We start from the raw sequence: 17,180 nt of genomic DNA on the forward strand, positions 1-17,180 counted from the left end.
TTATTCTATAGGGAAACTCACTTGTTTTCTATTTTTTTTGAATAAAAATAACGTTCATGAAGTTTCCGCACCGATCTGATGAGAGATCGGTGCTTTTTTCTTCACCAACGTTATTTATTGTAGAACCTTTTTTGTTCTATTGTATATGTTGGGGTCTTAAAACAATTCAGATTATTTCTTTCAATGAAGTTGAATGTAGAAAAAGTACATATGCAATGGATCATTAACATATTGATTGTAAAAGATCCAAAATACGATGAGTAATTAAGTGCAAAAAGGTTCGTTTTCATCTACATAAAATTGAAAATACATTACTTAGCCCGAATCCCTTTACATCTCGTCATTCTTCTATTATAATTTTAATTTGTAAATCGTAATGATTCTGAATTAGAAAGAAGAGAAGTTTATGGCAAAGCAACCCCTAATCGAGTTGCAAGATGTTTCGTTCCAATATGAATATACAAATGTATTGAATAATATATCTTTAGAGATTAATGAGGGAGATTTCCTCGCATTATTAGGACCGAATGGCTCTGGTAAATCAACAATGTTAAAACTAATTTTAGGTCTTTTAAAACCAAGTAGTGGTCAAGTTAAGCTATTTGGACAAGATGCTTCTAAATTTAATCATCGTGAATGGATTGGTTATGTTTCTCAAAAATCAAATTCATTTAACTCTGGATTCCCTGCAACTGTTCGTGAAGTTGTAGCGAGTGGTCTTGTGAAGAAACTAGGGCTTTTTAAAAGAAAATCGAAAAATGAAGAAAAACTAGTAGTAGAAGCTTTACAGTCTGTTGGTATGGAAGACTTTATCAATCGCAATATTGGTGAATTATCAGGTGGGCAACAGCAGCGAGTATTTATCGCCCGTGCGCTTGTCGCAGAACCTAAGTTGCTTATATTAGATGAACCAACTGTCGGAATTGACTATGAAAATGTTCAATCATTCTACAATCTAATGGCACACTTGAATAAACGCCATGACATGACGTTAATGCTTGTTACGCATGATGTAGACATCGTTTCAAGTAAAATTAGTCATGTAGCATGTCTAAACAAAACAATTCATTTCCACGGCTTTAAAGACGAATATATGAACCTATCAAAAGATCAGTTGAATGAATGGTACGGTTATTCTGTTCGCAAAATTCATAATCATAAGGAGGGGGAACAATGTTAGCCTCAATCTTACATTATGAATTTCTTCAAAACGCATTTTTAGCAGGGATTATTATTGGATTGATTGCACCTTTACTTGGTGTATTTGTCGTAGTGAGAAGACTATCTTTAATTGCTGATGCGCTCTCTCACGTTACTTTAGCGGGAATTGCAGGCAGTCTGTACTTGAGCCAAACGGTGACAGGTCTAGCAACTTTAAATCCATTATACTTAGGGATTACAGCCGCAGTAGGTGGATCGATGTTAATTGAGAAATTACGTAGATTGTATAAGCATTTTGAAGAACTTGCTATACCAATCATTATGTCCGCAGGTTTAGGAATGAGTGCGATTTTCATCTCATTAGCTCAAGGATTTAGTACGGATTTATTTAGTTACTTATTCGGTTCAGTATCTGCAGTTAGCCGACAGGATTTATATATTGTCATCGGGATTGCATTAATCGTCATTTTATTTATTTTCTTAGTATATAAAGAATTATTCGTCTTATCATTTGATGATGAGTACGCAAAAGCAAGTGGTTTACCTACGAAAGTAATTCATACAATTTTTATGATTATTACAGCGTTGGTCATCGCAGCTTCAATGCGTATAGTCGGGATTTTACTCGTATCATCTTTAATTACATTACCTGTAGCGGCAAGTATTCGAATCGCGAAAAGCTTTAAACAAACCATCGTCTATTCCATCGTTTTTGGTGAATTAGCCGTGATTATCGGATTAGTATCAGCATTCTATTTAAACTTAGCGCCAGGTGGTACAATCGTTATAACATCAATCATAATTTTATTAATTGTTCTAATTGGTAAAAAGATTTCAAAAGCAATGGTAGCACGCACGGAATAAGAGGGGAGTAGTGAGATGAGATGAATTTGAATCGAGCTTGGGAGATTTTAAAAGATCAAGGTTTTAAGAAAACGGATAAACGTGAACAAATTTTACAACTTTTTAGTCAATCGGAAAAATATTTAACGGCGAGAGATTTATTAGATGTAATGAAAATTGATTATCCGGGCATGAGCTATGATACAATTTATCGAAACTTATCAACTTTTGTTGAACTTGGCATTTTAGAGTCTACTGAACTTACAGGTGAAAAACATTTCCGTATGCAATGCGAAACAGAACATCATCATCACCATTTCATATGCATGGACTGCGGCAATATTAAAGAAATCCACCATTGCCCAATGGAGAATTTGACGGAACAATTACCAGGTTATTCAATCGATCAACATAAGTTTGAAATCTACGGGAAATGTCCAAGTTGCCAACATTAGCATCGAAACTTAGAAAGAGGGGAAATCACCCTCTTTTCTTTTTTTATACTATTTTCCGAAAATTAAGATTATAATAAAAAGAAGGAGTGATCACATGAACGAAATTTGGATGTTTACAGTAGTAGCACTTTTAATCGTGATGGTACCAGGGGTGGATTCATTATTAGTGCTAAAAAATACAATTACATATGGTAAAGGTGCAGGGATGTTTACGATGATCGGCATAATTGTCGCATTAATCGTTTGGACAACGTTAGCAGTATTAGGATTGGCGACTGTCATTTCTAAGTCGATTGTAGTATTTATGTTCATAAAGTATGCTGGAGCGGCTTATTTAGTTTACTTAGGTATTCAATCTTGGCGAGCAAAAGCTCAAAATGTGAAGTTAGTTGAACAATCGGAAGCTGCAAAAGGTCGATTTAAAAGTAATAGACTGAATTGCTTTACACAGGGAGTTACAACTGATTTATTAAATCCTAAGACATTATTATTGTATGTAACACTTATGCCACAGTTTATTAACCCGGTAGAGTCGGTCAGTGTCCAATTAATTACTTTAGCCGCAATTTTAATGCTGATTTCTGTAATTTGGTTAACTGCAATTGTCGCGATCATCAATTTAATTAGAAATTGGTTTTTACAAGAAAAAGTACAACAGCTCTTTAATAAGCTTACCGCAGTAATATTAATTGGTTTAGGCATAAAAATCGCTACAGAAAAGTTATAAAGTTCACTGTTACGAAACATTTAATGCCATTCTGCTATGCTATACTGACAGTAATATTATGGATGAAGGTGATTTTATGAAACAATTGAAGTGGTTGATTCCACTTTTACTTGTAGTAGCTGTCGGTTGTACATTAATCTACGGTTATATCGCAAAAAATGTAGAAGTAAGTCAGTTAGATCCGATTACAATTTCTGAATCAGATGGATTTATTCATGTAAAAGGTGATTTTAAAGATGATTCAACTCGTTATGCAGGTTATAACTATACGATTGTCGATGGTAAAATGGTTTTATCGATTAAAGCTGCGTTGTTCACTGGAAAAAAAGGTGGATACGACTTCAAAATACAATCAAAAAATGCATCTTCAATTAAAGAAATAACAATTAGAGGGAAGAATGAAAAAGATGAAATTGTATTACCAATAAAATAAATGAATAGAAGTAGATGAAACCACTAAAACGATGCGTAAAATGATCGATTTGGTGGTTTTTAGTGCTGAACAAGTAAATTTAAAAAGTATTTCAAAATGAATATGAAGATATAAGTAAATAAAAAATAGGAAGTTCAAATATAGTCCAAATACCTATTTGTATAAAAAGTAGTTTTAAAACATATTGAGCTAGTCAATATAACCCTGTACGACTTTAATTATTAATAAATATATGCGTTTTTTAATCGATTTGTATTTAACTAAAATCTGAAAGAAAAATAACTTTAACAATTATTTACACTAAACTAATACCTAAAAATGACAATTATTAAGGTCTATTGATTCTTTAAATTAACAGGTTATAATTGATACTAAAGATACATTCAAATGGAATTTCATTAGTACAATAGGAGTTGTTAGAAATGGGTATGAAAAAAATAGTTTTATCTTCACTACTAGTTCTTGGGATGACTTTCCTATTAGAAGGTAAGGAAGCATCAGCCGAATCTACAATAGAAGTAAACACAATCTCTGGATTTGAAGATCAAGTGAAAGAAAATGTGAAAAATTACGAAAATAACTTTGATGTACACTACACAGGTGATATGTCTGAATTCCAAAAAAGCGCAAGAACAATACTGCCAAAAATTATTGATCAAGAAGATATCGTAGCGGGAACTCTATCTAGTTACCGTCAAACAATTCGTACATCTTCTGAAAAAGGTCAAATAGAATATGAAGTGAAGTATTTCACTTCCAAAGAAAAAGATCACTTTGCGGATCAACAAATTAAAAAAGAAGTAGCAAAAATCAAAAAAACTGCCAAATCAGATTATGAAAAAGTGAAAGCGGTAAATGATTTCATCGTATCAAATACATCATACGGTGGTAATTCAGGCGACCGATTTACAGCATACGGTTTGATGAAATCGGGCAAAGCAGTTTGCCAAGGATACGCTTTAGTAACTTTGAAAATGCTTGAGCAATTAAATATTCCAGTAAGATATGTAGTTGGTGTATCTTTAGACCAAAACCATGCGTGGAATAAAGTGAAAGTAGATGGAAAATGGTACAACTTAGACACTACTTGGAATGATCCAACGCCAAACAGCCCGACTGAAATTCAATATAATTATTTCTTGGTAAGTGATAAACAACTTGCAAAAGACCACACTTGGACTCGTTCGAATTATCCATCTGCAACGTCTTCAAAATATGATTTCTTAGCAGATGCAAGTTCTGCAGTTCAAGTTGGTAATAAATTCTATTATTCAAGCATGAAAAATAAAGAACAAATTTATGTGAAAGATTTAAAAACAGGCAAAGGTAAGAAGCTAACGAAACATCGCGGTCAATATTTAGTAGCTGCCAAAGGGAAAATCTACTTTAGTAACTTTTCAAATGGAGCATTTCTTTACTCAATCAATACAAATGGTAAGTATTTGAAAAAATTAAATAGTAGAAATTCACAGTATTTACAAGTGAAAGGTTCGTATATTCATTATAAAACAGGTTCTAAAGCTCATAAAATGAAAATTTAATAAGATTTTTAAATAACTCCAAAAATTAAATCTAAAATATAAATATGTCACAATTTATGCTCATATGAGATGGTGTTTTCACACTTATGTCCTAGCATCTTTTTAGAAAAATTTACGGAACTATCGAATAACTATATGGAAAGTGCCATAGGTTAATGCTGCATCATAAAATTTGTAGTTGAAAACGAGGAAATACAATTTATTATGCGAATAGTAAAAATCACGAAAGATTATATAGTTTCAATATTAGCGCTAGGAAACATCATAAAGTTCTAACGCTCATGTTCAAAATCTCGCATATACTAAAGGTAAACTTGCAAATATGAATACAATTGGTAAAGCCCAAAGAAACCTAAATCATTTGATTTAGGTTTCTTTATTGGTACAAAATGATGACTTAGTTACTGTGAAGGATATAATTAAATTAGTAAATCGATTTGTAGTGAAGTAGCCGAAATATGAAAAGGGTATTCGTTCGATTTAGAAATTAAATCAAGAAGGTAGTAATATTTTTAGTTTACGGAATAAGGGTGAGAGTAATAGTAGAGACTTTTAAGGTGTTTCGAAAAAATAAGGTTTCAAGGAACTGGTGTTTTTTAAAGTTATATATTGCATATATATCATGATTGAAAGAAATAACATGAATTATTTTAAGAACCAACATATGTAATAGAAGCATAAAAGGACACTTGATTTCAAAATCAAGTGTCCTTTTGGTTGAAAGAAGGGCGTTTAAGTTTTGTAAGTGTTTCTTGGATCATTTCAAGCTTTGCAGGTACTCTGAGTGTGAGCAGCCTTTTTCCCTTTTAATTATTGTCTAGCTTCATGTGCCACATCTTGAGGTCCTTTCAGAATTTCAATTGAAAGCGAAGAGCATGCTTTCTTCTTGAAAACCTTCCAAGTACTCTAGGTGTGATCGGCACATTCAGCTTATCTTCTTTGTCTAGCTTCAAGCTCCATCCCTCTAGGTCTTTTCAATCTCTCGGTTGAAAGCTGGAAAGATGCTTTCAATTCGAGCTTTCCAAATACTTGAGGGATAAACGGAGCTTTCAGCTTTTCTTTCTTTAAATCCCGAATTCTTTTTTCACCCATTGTTCTGCTTCTTGCCAGTGGTTGACGCGTACAATATTCTTTGGTGTTGATTGTCTATTGTATGGTGCGTCAAAAAGGATTACTGGGATGTCTAGTTCTTCTGCTAAGATAATTGCGTTTTCGTGTTTATCCTCAAAGAATAGTTCGACGTTTTGTTTTTTTGCTGCGTGAATTTTACTTGCATTGCCTACTATTTCTAGCGCGTCGTAAGGGATTTTTGAACTTTGTAGCCATGTTTCCGTTACGTCCGTAGCGTTGCTATTTCGCGCTGTTATGAAATTAAGGTTTGTATCTGGGTGCCAGCGATTAAGTATACGTACAACGTCTTGTTGTAAAGGCGGGTTCTTATACATTTCTAATTCCGTTGCATAAAACCATTTATAAAAATCTTCAGTTGAAACGGGTAGTGCCTCTGAAAGATCATATTGTTTAATATCATCTAATACAAGATTTGTTTTAAAATGATTATTAATGAAAGGAAGCAGGAATTCCTGGCCAGTTACAGTTCCATCAATATCGATTCCGAAACTATATTTCTTTGTCATGTGCATCCGCTCCTCTAAAATTATTTATTTAATGATTTCTTTTCTTCCGCTTCTTTTGCATAGTGAGCTTCAGCAAGAATATCGATCTCTTTTTTCAGTTCTTCTACCATTGTAGCTTCTGGTACTTTACGAACTGTTTTACCATGTCTGAATAATAAACCTTCACCACGTGCGCCAGCGATTCCGATATCTGCTTCACGTGCTTCACCTGGTCCGTTTACTGCACAACCAAGTACCGAAACTTTGATTGGGGCTTTAATTGTTTGTAAATATTCTTCTACTTCATTGGCAATTGCGATTAAATCAATTTCGATACGACCACAAGTTGGGCATGAAATAAGTGTTGGAATATTTGATGCTAAACCGAATGATTTAAGTAATTCACGGGCAACTTTAATTTCTTCAACTGGATCCGCAGAAAGTGAAATACGCAATGTATTACCAATTCCTTTTGATAAAATCGCACCTAAACCAGCCGCAGATTTAATCGTACCAGAGAATAAAGTACCTGATTCAGTAATACCTAAGTGAAGTGGGTAATCGAAAGCTTGTGCAGCTTTTTCGTATGCTTCAATTGCAAGGTTTACATCAGATGCTTTCATTGACACGATAATATCGTGGAAATCAAGATCTTCTAAGATTTTAATATGGTGTAATGCAGATTCAACCATACCGTCTGCAGTTGGGTAGCCGTATTTCTCAAGAATTTTTCTTTCAAGTGATCCAGCGTTTACACCAATACGAATTGGTACACCTTTTGCTTTAGCAGCATTTACAACTGCTTCAACTTTTTCTTTACGCCCGATATTACCTGGGTTGATACGGATTTTGTCAACGCCTGCATCGATTGCTTTAAGCGCTAATTTATAATCAAAGTGAATATCCGCAACTAATGGGATATGGATTTGCTTTTTAATATCAGCTAGTGCATCAGCAGCACGTTCATCAGGACAAGCAACACGAACGATTTGACAACCTGCTTCCTCTAAACGAAGAATTTCAGCAACTGTCGCTTCAACATCATGTGTTTTTGTCGTAGTCATACTTTGAATGATTACTTCATTACTTCCACCAATTGTTAAGTCTCCAACACGTACTTTACGTGTGTTTGAGCGGTGTGTTATTTCGTTCATCAAACTCTCTCCTTCATTGGCTTATAGTAGCCTCACTATTCACTATTCTATCAGTGTTTCAAACGAATTGACAAGGGAGAAACCTTTATTCTAAAAGAATTCATAAATCTTTCGTTTAATAACAAAATACTGGAATAGATCTAAGTCGATATTCCTCAATCATTTGTAGGAACGATTTTAGGTGCATTTGGTTGCTTTGGATATTTTTGAACAGCTATAAATAGGTAGGAAATCGTAATACCACTTGAAAGAAGTAGGATGATAAAGCTAGGTGTAGCAGTAAAACTAAGTAGATTTGATAAAATAAATCCGAATGTACTTGAGAATGTAGCAGTACGCCAAAGCATTCGATATTCACCGCGACGATTCGAGTAAACTACATACATTAGTGCAATTGCTGCATAGATTGATATTTGAACATAGAAAAGAACAATTATTGAAATCCATAATGTTATGAACGAAAGTGGATAGAGTAGCCATTTGATTGAATTAAAGTAGCTTTCAAACTCGGCAATTTGACTTTGTTCTACATTAAAACCGTTTGAGAAGCTAAAGAAAGAAAGGATTGTCATAATGAAAGTTAATAGAAAAGTGAATTGAATGACTTTACCTATTGGAAGTAAACGATAGGCACCGTGCTTTTTAGGTGAAAAAAGGGCATCGAGTAATAATCTACGATGTGAAATATTCATAAAATCAAACTCCTATGTTTTTATTTCCATTTTACACTATTTTTCTAAAAATTCCCCAAAATGATTGAAGGAGAAATATATACTCCAATTAAATTAAATGAAACCACATTACTTTCGAAACGTATAATAGAATATTCTAAGAAATGAATGAGGAGTGTAATCATGTCAGTATTTGCATGGATTTTAATAGTAGCAAGTTTCATAATTGCTTTTATCGGTTTAGTTTATCCGATTATCCCATCCGTGATCTTTATCTTTTTAGGTTTTACAATCTACGGATTATTTTATAGTTTTGGAGAATTACATTGGCTTTTCTGGGTAGTTCAAATACTTTTAACTGTATTATTATTTAGTGCAGATACAGTATCCAATCTTGTAGGGGTCAAAAAATTCGGTGGCACGAAGGCGGGGATTTGGGGAAGTACAATTGGTTTACTAGTCGGCCCATTTATTATTCCAGTAGCCGGTATTTTGATTGGTCCATTTTTAGGTGCTGTTTTAGGAGAATTGTTTTACTCGAAAATGTCATTAGTAAACTCGATGAAGGCAGGAATTGGCTCGCTTGTCGGTTTTCTGACTTCTGTCGTTACTAAAGGTGCAATCCAAATAATTATGATCGTTATTTTTATTTTTGTAGTATAAAGTTCCGTCTAAAGTCTGAAAAACGCTTAACATAGGCATTTTCATTTGAATAATAGCCATTTTTTTGTTAATCTAATCATGTAATAAATAATTAGTTATTCCAAGGAGGAAATTGAATTATGGCTTTCGAACTACCAAACTTACCTTACGCAAACGATGCATTAGAACCACACATTGATGCAAGAACTATGGGAATCCACCATGATAAACACCACAACACTTATGTAACTGGCTTAAACGCTGCTTTAGAAGGTAAAGCAGAATTCGCTGGTAAAACTGTTGAAGAAGTAATTGCAAACTTAGATGCTGTTCCAGAAGAAATCCGTACAGCAGTACGTAACAATGGTGGCGGTCACGCTAACCACTCACTATTCTGGACTTTATTAACTCCAAATGGTAAAGGTGCTCCAGAAGGCGAATTAGCTGCTGCAATCGATGCTAAATTCGGTTCTTTCGAAGCTTTCAAAGAACAATTTGCTAACGCTGCTAAAACTCGCTTCGGTTCAGGCTGGGCTTGGTTATCAGTAGTTAACGGCGAATTAGAAATCTCTTCTACAGCAAACCAAGATTCTCCAATCATGGAAGGTAAAACTCCAGTATTAGGTCTTGATGTTTGGGAACACGCTTACTACTTAAACTATCAAAACGTACGCCCTGACTACATCGCAGCATTCTGGAATGTAGTAAACTGGGATAAAGTAGCAGAACTTTACGCTGCTGCGAAATAATTTCCTTTTCAAAGGAACAAAGTGCATCATCTTCTCGTCATGAAGATGATGTGCTTTTTTATTGAGAAAAAGGGTACATATAGTACGTAAAGGGCATACTAGGACTGTTTTTTACATTAAAAAATGATATACTACTAGTTATGAAAAAGTTAAGAGGGGGGCACACGGATGAAGCGTAAAAACAAAGGCAAAACAAAGCGTTCCTCTAATGGTAATGCTAGACAGAGAGCCAATCTCTCCCTAAGAATGAACATCCTCTTCTTTACAATATTTATTATGTTCAGTGTATTAGTGATTAGACTTGGTTACATCCAAATTGTAAAAGGTGATGAATATGTTGCACAACTTCAAAAAACCGAAGAAGCAACAGTAAACACAAGTGTTCCTAGAGGGAGAATTTTCGACCGAGACGGAAAGATCCTCGTCGATAATAAACCAAAGAATGCCATTACATACACGAAATATTCAACGACAACTTCAGAAGAAATGTTGAAAATGGCAAAAAAACTATCAAAATTAATTACGATGGATACCGAGCGTATTGCACAGCGTGATAAATTTGAATATTGGATGGTGAAACATCCTAAAGAAGCCGAATCTAAAATATCAGATAAAGAAGAGAAAGCTATTTTAGAGAATGGCAAAAAAGCTGGTGAGCAACAAAATGAAATCGATGCGATTATTCGCAGTCGAATTACCGCAAAAGAATTAAAATCATTAACGAATAAGGACCTTCAAATTGTAGCAATCTATTCGAAAATGGTAGCGGGATATAACTTATCCCCACAAATTATTAAGAGCGATAAAGTGTCGGATCGTGAATTCGCTGTAGTATCTGAACATTTAAGTGAACTTCCTGGTGTAGATACGACAACAGATTGGCAGCGTGAGAAGAAATCTGATTTAGCGATTCTTGGATCGACTACTACTCCGCAAGAAGGTATCCCACTCGATAAATTGAGTTATTTCCTTGCGCGCGATTATTCACGTAATGACCGAGTAGGTAAATCTTATTTGGAACAAGAATATGAATCAATTTTACAAGGTGAAAAATCAATCGTTCAATCTGATACAGACCGTACGGGTAAAGTTGTAAATACTAAAATTGTGAAGGAAGGTTCTGCAGGTAAAGACCTTGTATTAACAATTGATAGTGATTTACAGAAGGCTACTGACAAAATCGTAACGGATGAATTAATGATGGCTAAGAGAACAGGTGCATCGAGTTTATTAGACCGTGCATTTTTAGTTATGATGGACCCTAATACGGGCGAAATTCTTTCAATGGTAGGTAAAAAGATTGAAACAAGTAAAAATGGCAGTCAAAAACTAGTCGATTACTCGATTGGTAACTTTACTTCTTCATATGAAGTAGGTTCTGTTATTAAACCTGCTACATTATTAACTGGTTATCATTACAATGCGATTCGCCCGAATGAAGTGTTGGTTGATTCACCAGTTAAATTAGCTGGTACGAAACCAAAATCTTCAATTTTCAACCGTGGTGGCGCTATTAATATGTCTGATACACAGGCAATTGAGCGTTCATCAAACGTTTATATGTTTAAAACAGCAATGAAAATCGCAAAATTACCATATGTTTATAATGGACCGCTTCCAACAACGGAAGCAGATTATGATCGTGTTCGTAAATATTATGCTCAATTTGGCTTAGGTGTGGAAACAGGTATTGATTTACCGGGTGAATTCACTGGGGTTAAGGGACCTGAAACATTGGGAGGTAAGTACCTCGATTTAGTAATTGGACAGTATGATACATTTACGCCACTGCAATTAGCGCAATATGTTTCGACGATTGCAAATGGTGGTAAACGAATTGCTCCAAGATTATTAAAAGAAATCCATGAACCTTCAAAAGACGGTGAGACAATCGGTGCACTTGATCAAGAAGTACAACCGAAAGTATTAAACACGCTTGCGAACTCAGAAGCAGAAATTGAACATGTTCGGGAAGCAATGACGAAAGTTTACTATGGTGCGCAAGGTTCAGGTGCTTCGTCATTTAAAGATTCGAAATTTAAAGGTGCTGGTAAAACAGGTACAGCCCAAGTTGTATACTTCGGACCTAAGAAAGAAAGTTATGGGACGAATACTCTTTCAGTAACTCACGTTGGTTTTGCTCCAAAAGATAACCCACAAGTTGCTTACGCAGTTGTTGTACCTTGGATTACAACTTCAGAACAATATACTGCGATTAACAATATTATCGCGCGTAAATCAGTCGATAAATTTTTCGAGCTGAAGAAAAAAGATACGAAAAAAACAAAATCAGAAGTAGGAACGAAAATTCTTCGTTAGCCTTATGTAAACTCCTCAGCAGTATTTAGCGCTGAGGAGTTTTTTTCATTTACAAATGATTAACAAAGCATTTATATTTCATTACATTTCGTTTATATGTCCTCAACATTTAGTCTTTATAGTAGGAATTGTAATAAACAACTCAAACTCTTAGGGGGAAAAGGAAATGAAAAACTGGAAGTACTTTATGATGACATCAATCGTAGGCTCGGCATTAATGTTAGGAGCTTGCGGAAATGGAGACAAAGCAAATGAATCATCAAAAGGAGCTTCACAAACTGCAGAATCAAATGCGAATGCAGAGAGCAGTGAAAAACTAGAAGGTAAAATCTCAGGAGATGGATCTTCGACAGTTTCACCAATTATGGAAGCAATCGTAGAAGAGTATTCAGCAGAACAACCGAAAGTACAAGTATCAGTTGGTGTATCAGGTACTGGTGGCGGGTTTGAAAAATTTATTAACGGAGAAACAGACTTCTCAAATGCATCTCGTCCAATTAAAGATGAAGAAGCAACAAAACTAAAAGAGAAAAAAATTGACTACACAGAAATGAAAATTGCTTATGACGGACTTTCGATCGTAGTAAATAAAGATAATACATGGTTAAAAGACGCTACAGTTAAAGAATTAAAAGAAATTTGGATCGAATCTGGCAAAGAGAAAAAGTGGTCAGATATTAATCCGAAATGGCCAAACGAAAAAATCGTCTACTACTCACCAGGTACTGAATCTGGCACTTACGATTACTTTGTAAATGATATTTTAGAAGGTAAGGATTTGGTGAAGTCAGCAACATTATCTGAAGATGACAACGTACTTGTAAAAGGTGTAGAATCGGATAAAAACGCAATTGGTTACTTCGGTTTTGCTTACTACCTTGCAAATAAAGACAAATTGCAAATTGTAAAAGTAGATGGAGTTGAGCCAACTCACGACACGATTAAATCAGGAGAATACACACCGTTATCTCGCCCACTATTCGTTTATGTGAAAAATGAAGCTGTGAAGAATAATCCGGTAATGTACAACTTCTTAGAATATACAATCAAAAATGCAGGTGCAATGGCAGAAGCTGTTGGATATGTTCAATCACCTGAAGAAGACTATACAAATGACCAAAAAGAATTAGAAGCATTAAAATAATAAACTATTAATTCGTCTTGGAAGCCAGTCCTCTACTTTGGCAACATAAAGTAACGGCGACCGAGGCGGATTTCTCTTTTATATAAAGGAGTGGAACTTTTGAAATCAACTGAATCCGGATCGAAATTAGGCGTTCAACAAATGATTGAACAAACGAAAAATAAAGGATTTAAAAATATTGTTGAAAAAATGATGCCGAAATTATTATTTTTAACAGCATTTATATCAGTTTTAGTTACAGTTGGTATTGTCTTTACTTTAATATTTGAGACTTTCGAATTTTTCAGACGCGTACCATTTTTTGATTATATTTTTGGTACGGAGTGGTTACCATTCTCGGGTAGTTCGCCAACATATGGTGTACTTCCATTAATCATTGGTACATTGAAAGTTACAGGAATTGCGATGATTGTTGCGGTGCCACTAGGTTTAGCTGCAGCCATTTACTTAAGTGAATATGCATCAGAGCGAGTTCGAAAAACAATAAAACCAGTACTGGAAGTTCTTGCTGGAGTTCCAACAATCGTTTATGGATTTTTCGCACTAACTTTTGTAACACCTTTATTACAAGAAATTATTCCGGGATTGAAAATCTTTAATGCGATTAGCCCAGGGATCGTAGTCGGAATTATGATTTTGCCGACGATTGCGTCATTATCAGAAGATGCGATGTCGAGTGTACCAAACTCGATGAGAGAGGGTGCATTAGCACTTGGTTCAACAAAGTTAGAAGTGGCATTGAAAGTAGTGCTACCAGCCGCGTTATCTGGAATTCTAGCATCAGTTGTACTTGGTATTTCAAGAGCAATCGGAGAGACGATGATCGTATCATTAGCAGGTGGTGCGACGCCTAAATTTGACGGCCAAATTACGGATTCCATACAGACAATGACCGCCTATATTGTGCAAGTTTCCACAGGGGATGCTGGCTACGGAACGACAATTTACTACTCAATTTACGCAGTAGGATTTACATTATTTGTTTTCACATTAATTATGAACCTTCTTGCAGGATTCATCTCTAAGAAGTTTAGGGAGGAATATTAATGAATTATATTGATCAACAATCTGTTAAGAAAAAAATGACAGGTAGATTAATGAAGAATAAGATTTTAAAATTCACATTTCTTGGTGCAACACTTTTAGCGTTACTTGTTCTAGTCATTCTAGGTTATCGAATGGTGACACAAGGAGTAGGGTACTTAAACTTAGATTTCTTAACGAATTTCTCTTCCCGATTCCCGGCAAATGCAGGAATTAAAGCAGCGTTAGTTGGATCACTTTGCTTACTAGCTGTAGTAGCGCCGGTATCACTATTCCTTGGCGTTGGAGCAGCGGTGTATTTAGAAGAATATGCGAAAAAGAATAAAATCACGACATTTATTCAAATGAATATTTCTAATTTAGCAGGCGTACCATCGATCGTATTCGGATTACTAGGATTAACAATTTTTGTTCGTATGCTAGGCATGGGCAAAAGTGTTTTGGCAGCAGGATTGACGATGAGTCTACTCATATTACCGGTAATTATCGTAGCCTCTCAAGAAGCGATTCGCGCTGTACCGAATGATTTACGTGAAGCTTCATACGGAATTGGCGCAACGAAATGGCAAACCATTTTAAAAGTTGTAATTCCATCTGCTATTCCAGGGATTTTAACAGGTGGCATACTTGCTTTATCAAGAGCGATAGGTGAGACAGCTCCACTTGTTGTAATCGGTATTCCAGTAATCATTCACTTCTTACCTGAAGGATTGTTAAGTGAATTCACGGCTTTACCAATGCAGATCTTTGATTGGGCAAAACGTCCGCAAGAAGAATTCCAATATGTTGCAGCAGCAGGTATTCTCGTACTAATGATCGTACTTGTATTTATGAACTCTATTGCAGTATTAATCCGAAATAAATTTTCGAAAAGATATTAATTAGGAGGAACAAAAATGGTGAAAAAACCAGTTGAACAATTTGAAGTGAATGAAAATAAGGAAGCAGATTTACAAGTCGTATCTAAAAATGCAGCGAAAACTGTGTATGAAACAAAAGGGTTAAACTTATGGTACGGTGAAAAACATGCGCTAAAAAATATTGATTTAGAAATCAATCAAAATGAAGTAACAGCGATCATCGGACCATCTGGATGCGGGAAATCAACTTATTTGAAAACATTAAATCGAATGGTTGAACTTGTTCCTACTGTAAAAACAACAGGTGAAATTTTATATCGTGAAAGAAATATACTAGACAAGAAGTATGAAGTTGAAGAATTGAGAACGCGTGTAGGTATGGTATTCCAAAAACCAAATCCATTCCCGAAATCAATTTATGATAATATTGCGTATGGCCCTAGAATTCATGGGATTAAAAACCGTAAATTACTTGATGAAATTGTTGAGAAAAGTTTACGTGGCGCAGCAATTTGGGATGAAGTTAAGGATCGTCTACATGACAACGCATATGGCTTATCGGGTGGTCAGCAACAAAGAATTTGTATCGCGCGTTGTTTAGCAATTGAACCAGATGTCATCTTAATGGATGAACCAACATCGGCACTTGATCCGATCTCGACTTTGAAAGTAGAAGAACTAGTGCAAGAACTGAAAAAAGACTATTCAATTATTATCGTGACGCATAATATGCAACAGGCCGCACGAATTTCAGATAAAACGGCATTTTTCTTAAACGGAGAAGTGATCGAATATGATGATACGAATAAAATATTCTCAAATCCAAAAGATCAGCGAACAGAAGATTATGTATCTGGCAGATTCGGTTAAGGGGGAAAAGTAGATGGTAGTTAGAGAAAAGTATGAGCAAAATCTTGCGGAAGTCCAAACATCACTAGTTGATTTATGTGAGATGGCATTAGAAGCATTTAATCGTTCAGTTCATTCATTTGTAAATCAAGATATTAATCAAGCATTAATGATTTTAGATCAAGACCGTTTTATTAATCGTTTAGAAGAACATATCCAAGATGAAGCGATTCTATTAATTGCAAAACAACAACCCGTAGCGACTGATTTAAGACGTTTAATGGTCATTGTGAGCGCTGCTTCAGATATGGAGAGAATCGGCGACCATGCAGTGAATATTGCGAAGGAAACGATTCGTTTAGGGAATGAAAAACTCGTTTATTCAACAGAGAAGATTGAGCATATGAAGGCATTAACAATTACGATGTTAAAAGATATGGTAGATGCATTTACATCTGAAAATCTGCATGCGGCAAAAGAAATCTCAATGCGCGATGATGCAGTGGATCAATTGTATGGGGAAGCTCTCGTGTCGATACTAGAAACTGCAAAGACAGAGGGCGCTAGTCTTGAACAATTAGTACAAATCTCATTCATCTGTAAATCAATCGAACGTATTGCGGATTACACGACAAATTTAGCAGAAGCACTATTTTTCTTGTTAAAAGGGCGTCATTATGAGCTTAATAATTAAAATAGAAGTGGTTTTTAGCTTCTAATACATACTAAAAGCAGGTGTTGCGAGGATGAATCGTAACACTCGCTTATTCATGTTTTAACTTTCAGAAATAAATACAGCTACACTTGATTTCAGTAGACGATCATATATAAAAAGGTGAATGAAAGGCTCTTTGTCAAATAACGTTGGTGAGAGTTTTCAATTGAATAAAAATCGATTGGTTTGAGCGAGATCACTTTTCATTTATGAAGCGTGGCTCGCTCTTTTTAATGCGAAGTGTAAATAGATTCGGT

At 35.0% G+C, this 17,180-nt stretch carries 17 protein-coding genes; 14 read left to right on the forward strand and 3 right to left on the reverse strand.

Features of this window, described 5'->3' with window-relative positions; translation table 11 throughout:
* Positions 1–406 precede the first annotated feature (406 nt).
* The 6 genes from DF281_RS13255 to DF281_RS13280 all read left to right on the forward strand — a co-directional run bounded on the left by DF281_RS13255 (position 407) and on the right by DF281_RS13280 (position 5,160).
* A complete protein-coding gene (locus DF281_RS13255; RefSeq protein WP_109350741.1) occupies positions 407–1,180 on the forward strand; it encodes a metal ABC transporter ATP-binding protein in 774 nt (257 codons plus the stop codon).
* Complete coding sequence (locus DF281_RS13260) at positions 1,174–2,025, forward strand: metal ABC transporter permease (protein ID WP_109350742.1); 852 nt, start codon at positions 1,174–1,176, stop codon at positions 2,023–2,025. Before DF281_RS13255 ends, DF281_RS13260 begins: the two co-directional genes overlap by 7 nt.
* Before the next feature lie 20 nt (positions 2,026–2,045).
* The gene (locus tag DF281_RS13265) at positions 2,046–2,459 is read left to right on the forward strand and encodes a Fur family transcriptional regulator (RefSeq protein WP_109350743.1); all 414 of its coding nucleotides are present in this window, start codon (positions 2,046–2,048) and stop codon (positions 2,457–2,459) included.
* Positions 2,460–2,553: 94 nt separating this feature from the next.
* Positions 2,554–3,186, forward strand: coding sequence for a LysE family translocator (locus DF281_RS13270; protein ID WP_109350744.1), 633 nt, complete (start codon positions 2,554–2,556; stop codon positions 3,184–3,186).
* Between the two features lie 76 nt (positions 3,187–3,262).
* Complete coding sequence (locus DF281_RS13275) at positions 3,263–3,619, forward strand: hypothetical protein (protein WP_109350745.1); 357 nt, start codon at positions 3,263–3,265, stop codon at positions 3,617–3,619.
* Positions 3,620–4,041: 422 nt separating this feature from the next.
* The gene (locus tag DF281_RS13280) at positions 4,042–5,160 is read left to right on the forward strand and encodes a transglutaminase domain-containing protein (protein ID WP_109350746.1); all 1,119 of its coding nucleotides are present in this window, start codon (positions 4,042–4,044) and stop codon (positions 5,158–5,160) included.
* 1,064 nt (positions 5,161–6,224) lie between these two features.
* On the opposite strand, the gene DF281_RS13285 is transcribed toward DF281_RS13280, so the two are convergent.
* The 3 genes from DF281_RS13285 to DF281_RS13295 all read right to left on the reverse strand — a co-directional run bounded on the left by DF281_RS13285 (position 6,225) and on the right by DF281_RS13295 (position 8,622).
* Positions 6,225–6,797 (reverse strand): 5' nucleotidase, NT5C type, encoded by a 573-nt coding sequence (locus tag DF281_RS13285; protein WP_109350747.1) that lies wholly within the window; start codon positions 6,795–6,797, stop codon positions 6,225–6,227.
* A gap of 20 nt (positions 6,798–6,817) precedes the next feature.
* Positions 6,818–7,930, reverse strand: coding sequence for a flavodoxin-dependent (E)-4-hydroxy-3-methylbut-2-enyl-diphosphate synthase (gene ispG / locus DF281_RS13290; RefSeq protein WP_109350748.1), 1,113 nt, complete (start codon positions 7,928–7,930; stop codon positions 6,818–6,820).
* A gap of 155 nt (positions 7,931–8,085) precedes the next feature.
* Complete coding sequence (locus tag DF281_RS13295; protein ID WP_109350749.1) at positions 8,086–8,622, reverse strand: DUF1189 family protein; 537 nt, start codon at positions 8,620–8,622, stop codon at positions 8,086–8,088.
* Positions 8,623–8,784: 162 nt separating this feature from the next.
* Between DF281_RS13295 and DF281_RS13300 the strand changes: the two genes are divergently transcribed.
* The 8 genes from DF281_RS13300 (at position 8,785) to phoU (ending at position 16,902) form a co-directional block, all read left to right on the forward strand.
* The gene (locus DF281_RS13300; RefSeq protein ID WP_109350750.1) at positions 8,785–9,264 is read left to right on the forward strand and encodes a DUF456 domain-containing protein; all 480 of its coding nucleotides are present in this window, start codon (positions 8,785–8,787) and stop codon (positions 9,262–9,264) included.
* Positions 9,265–9,383: 119 nt separating this feature from the next.
* A complete protein-coding gene (locus DF281_RS13305; protein WP_109350751.1) occupies positions 9,384–9,992 on the forward strand; it encodes a superoxide dismutase in 609 nt (202 codons plus the stop codon).
* Positions 9,993–10,160: 168 nt separating this feature from the next.
* Positions 10,161–12,311 (forward strand): peptidoglycan D,D-transpeptidase FtsI family protein, encoded by a 2,151-nt coding sequence (locus DF281_RS13310; protein WP_109350752.1) that lies wholly within the window; start codon positions 10,161–10,163, stop codon positions 12,309–12,311.
* A 166-nt stretch (positions 12,312–12,477) separates the two neighbouring features.
* Positions 12,478–13,455 (forward strand): PstS family phosphate ABC transporter substrate-binding protein, encoded by a 978-nt coding sequence (locus DF281_RS13315; RefSeq protein WP_109350753.1) that lies wholly within the window; start codon positions 12,478–12,480, stop codon positions 13,453–13,455.
* A gap of 141 nt (positions 13,456–13,596) precedes the next feature.
* Positions 13,597–14,502 (forward strand): phosphate ABC transporter permease subunit PstC, encoded by a 906-nt coding sequence (gene pstC / locus DF281_RS13320; RefSeq protein ID WP_109350757.1) that lies wholly within the window; start codon positions 13,597–13,599, stop codon positions 14,500–14,502.
* Positions 14,502–15,380 carry a phosphate ABC transporter permease PstA gene (gene pstA, locus DF281_RS13325; protein WP_109350754.1) on the forward strand — a complete coding sequence of 293 codons (879 nt, stop codon included), beginning with the start codon at positions 14,502–14,504 and terminating at the stop codon, positions 15,378–15,380. The genes pstC and pstA overlap by 1 nt, the downstream gene beginning before the upstream one ends.
* Positions 15,381–15,395: 15 nt before the next feature.
* The gene (gene pstB / locus DF281_RS13330; protein ID WP_109350755.1) at positions 15,396–16,229 is read left to right on the forward strand and encodes a phosphate ABC transporter ATP-binding protein PstB; all 834 of its coding nucleotides are present in this window, start codon (positions 15,396–15,398) and stop codon (positions 16,227–16,229) included.
* A 13-nt stretch (positions 16,230–16,242) separates the two neighbouring features.
* Positions 16,243–16,902, forward strand: coding sequence for a phosphate signaling complex protein PhoU (gene phoU, locus DF281_RS13335; RefSeq protein WP_109350756.1), 660 nt, complete (start codon positions 16,243–16,245; stop codon positions 16,900–16,902).
* The last annotated feature ends 278 nt before the right edge of the window (positions 16,903–17,180 follow it).

It is taken from the genome of Kurthia zopfii (assembly GCF_003143955.1).
In the GTDB taxonomy this organism is placed as follows: Bacteria; Bacillota; Bacilli; order Bacillales_A; family Planococcaceae; genus Kurthia; species Kurthia zopfii.

What these genes read in the sequence shown, in the direction of transcription:
- pstB (WP_109350755.1), top strand. Translation starts at nt 15,396, where the DNA reads ATGGTGAAAAAACCAGTTGAACAATTTGAAGTGAATGAAAATAAGGAA.
- DF281_RS13275 (WP_109350745.1), top strand. Translation starts at nt 3,263, where the DNA reads ATGAAACAATTGAAGTGGTTGATTCCACTTTTACTTGTAGTAGCTGTC.
- DF281_RS13280 (WP_109350746.1), top strand. Translation starts at nt 4,042, where the DNA reads ATGGGTATGAAAAAAATAGTTTTATCTTCACTACTAGTTCTTGGGATG.
- DF281_RS13270 (WP_109350744.1), top strand. Translation starts at nt 2,554, where the DNA reads ATGAACGAAATTTGGATGTTTACAGTAGTAGCACTTTTAATCGTGATG.
- phoU (WP_109350756.1), top strand. Translation starts at nt 16,243, where the DNA reads ATGGTAGTTAGAGAAAAGTATGAGCAAAATCTTGCGGAAGTCCAAACA.
- DF281_RS13305 (WP_109350751.1), top strand. Translation starts at nt 9,384, where the DNA reads ATGGCTTTCGAACTACCAAACTTACCTTACGCAAACGATGCATTAGAA.
- DF281_RS13315 (WP_109350753.1), top strand. Translation starts at nt 12,478, where the DNA reads ATGAAAAACTGGAAGTACTTTATGATGACATCAATCGTAGGCTCGGCA.
- DF281_RS13295 (WP_109350749.1), bottom strand. Translation starts at nt 8,622, where the DNA reads ATGAATATTTCACATCGTAGATTATTACTCGATGCCCTTTTTTCACCT.
- pstC (WP_109350757.1), top strand. Translation starts at nt 13,597, where the DNA reads ATGATTGAACAAACGAAAAATAAAGGATTTAAAAATATTGTTGAAAAA.
- DF281_RS13260 (WP_109350742.1), top strand. Translation starts at nt 1,174, where the DNA reads ATGTTAGCCTCAATCTTACATTATGAATTTCTTCAAAACGCATTTTTA.
- DF281_RS13285 (WP_109350747.1), bottom strand. Translation starts at nt 6,797, where the DNA reads ATGACAAAGAAATATAGTTTCGGAATCGATATTGATGGAACTGTAACT.
- DF281_RS13310 (WP_109350752.1), top strand. Translation starts at nt 10,161, where the DNA reads ATGAAGCGTAAAAACAAAGGCAAAACAAAGCGTTCCTCTAATGGTAAT.
- pstA (WP_109350754.1), top strand. Translation starts at nt 14,502, where the DNA reads ATGAATTATATTGATCAACAATCTGTTAAGAAAAAAATGACAGGTAGA.
- DF281_RS13300 (WP_109350750.1), top strand. Translation starts at nt 8,785, where the DNA reads ATGTCAGTATTTGCATGGATTTTAATAGTAGCAAGTTTCATAATTGCT.
- DF281_RS13255 (WP_109350741.1), top strand. Translation starts at nt 407, where the DNA reads ATGGCAAAGCAACCCCTAATCGAGTTGCAAGATGTTTCGTTCCAATAT.
- DF281_RS13265 (WP_109350743.1), top strand. Translation starts at nt 2,046, where the DNA reads ATGAATTTGAATCGAGCTTGGGAGATTTTAAAAGATCAAGGTTTTAAG.
- ispG (WP_109350748.1), bottom strand. Translation starts at nt 7,930, where the DNA reads ATGAACGAAATAACACACCGCTCAAACACACGTAAAGTACGTGTTGGA.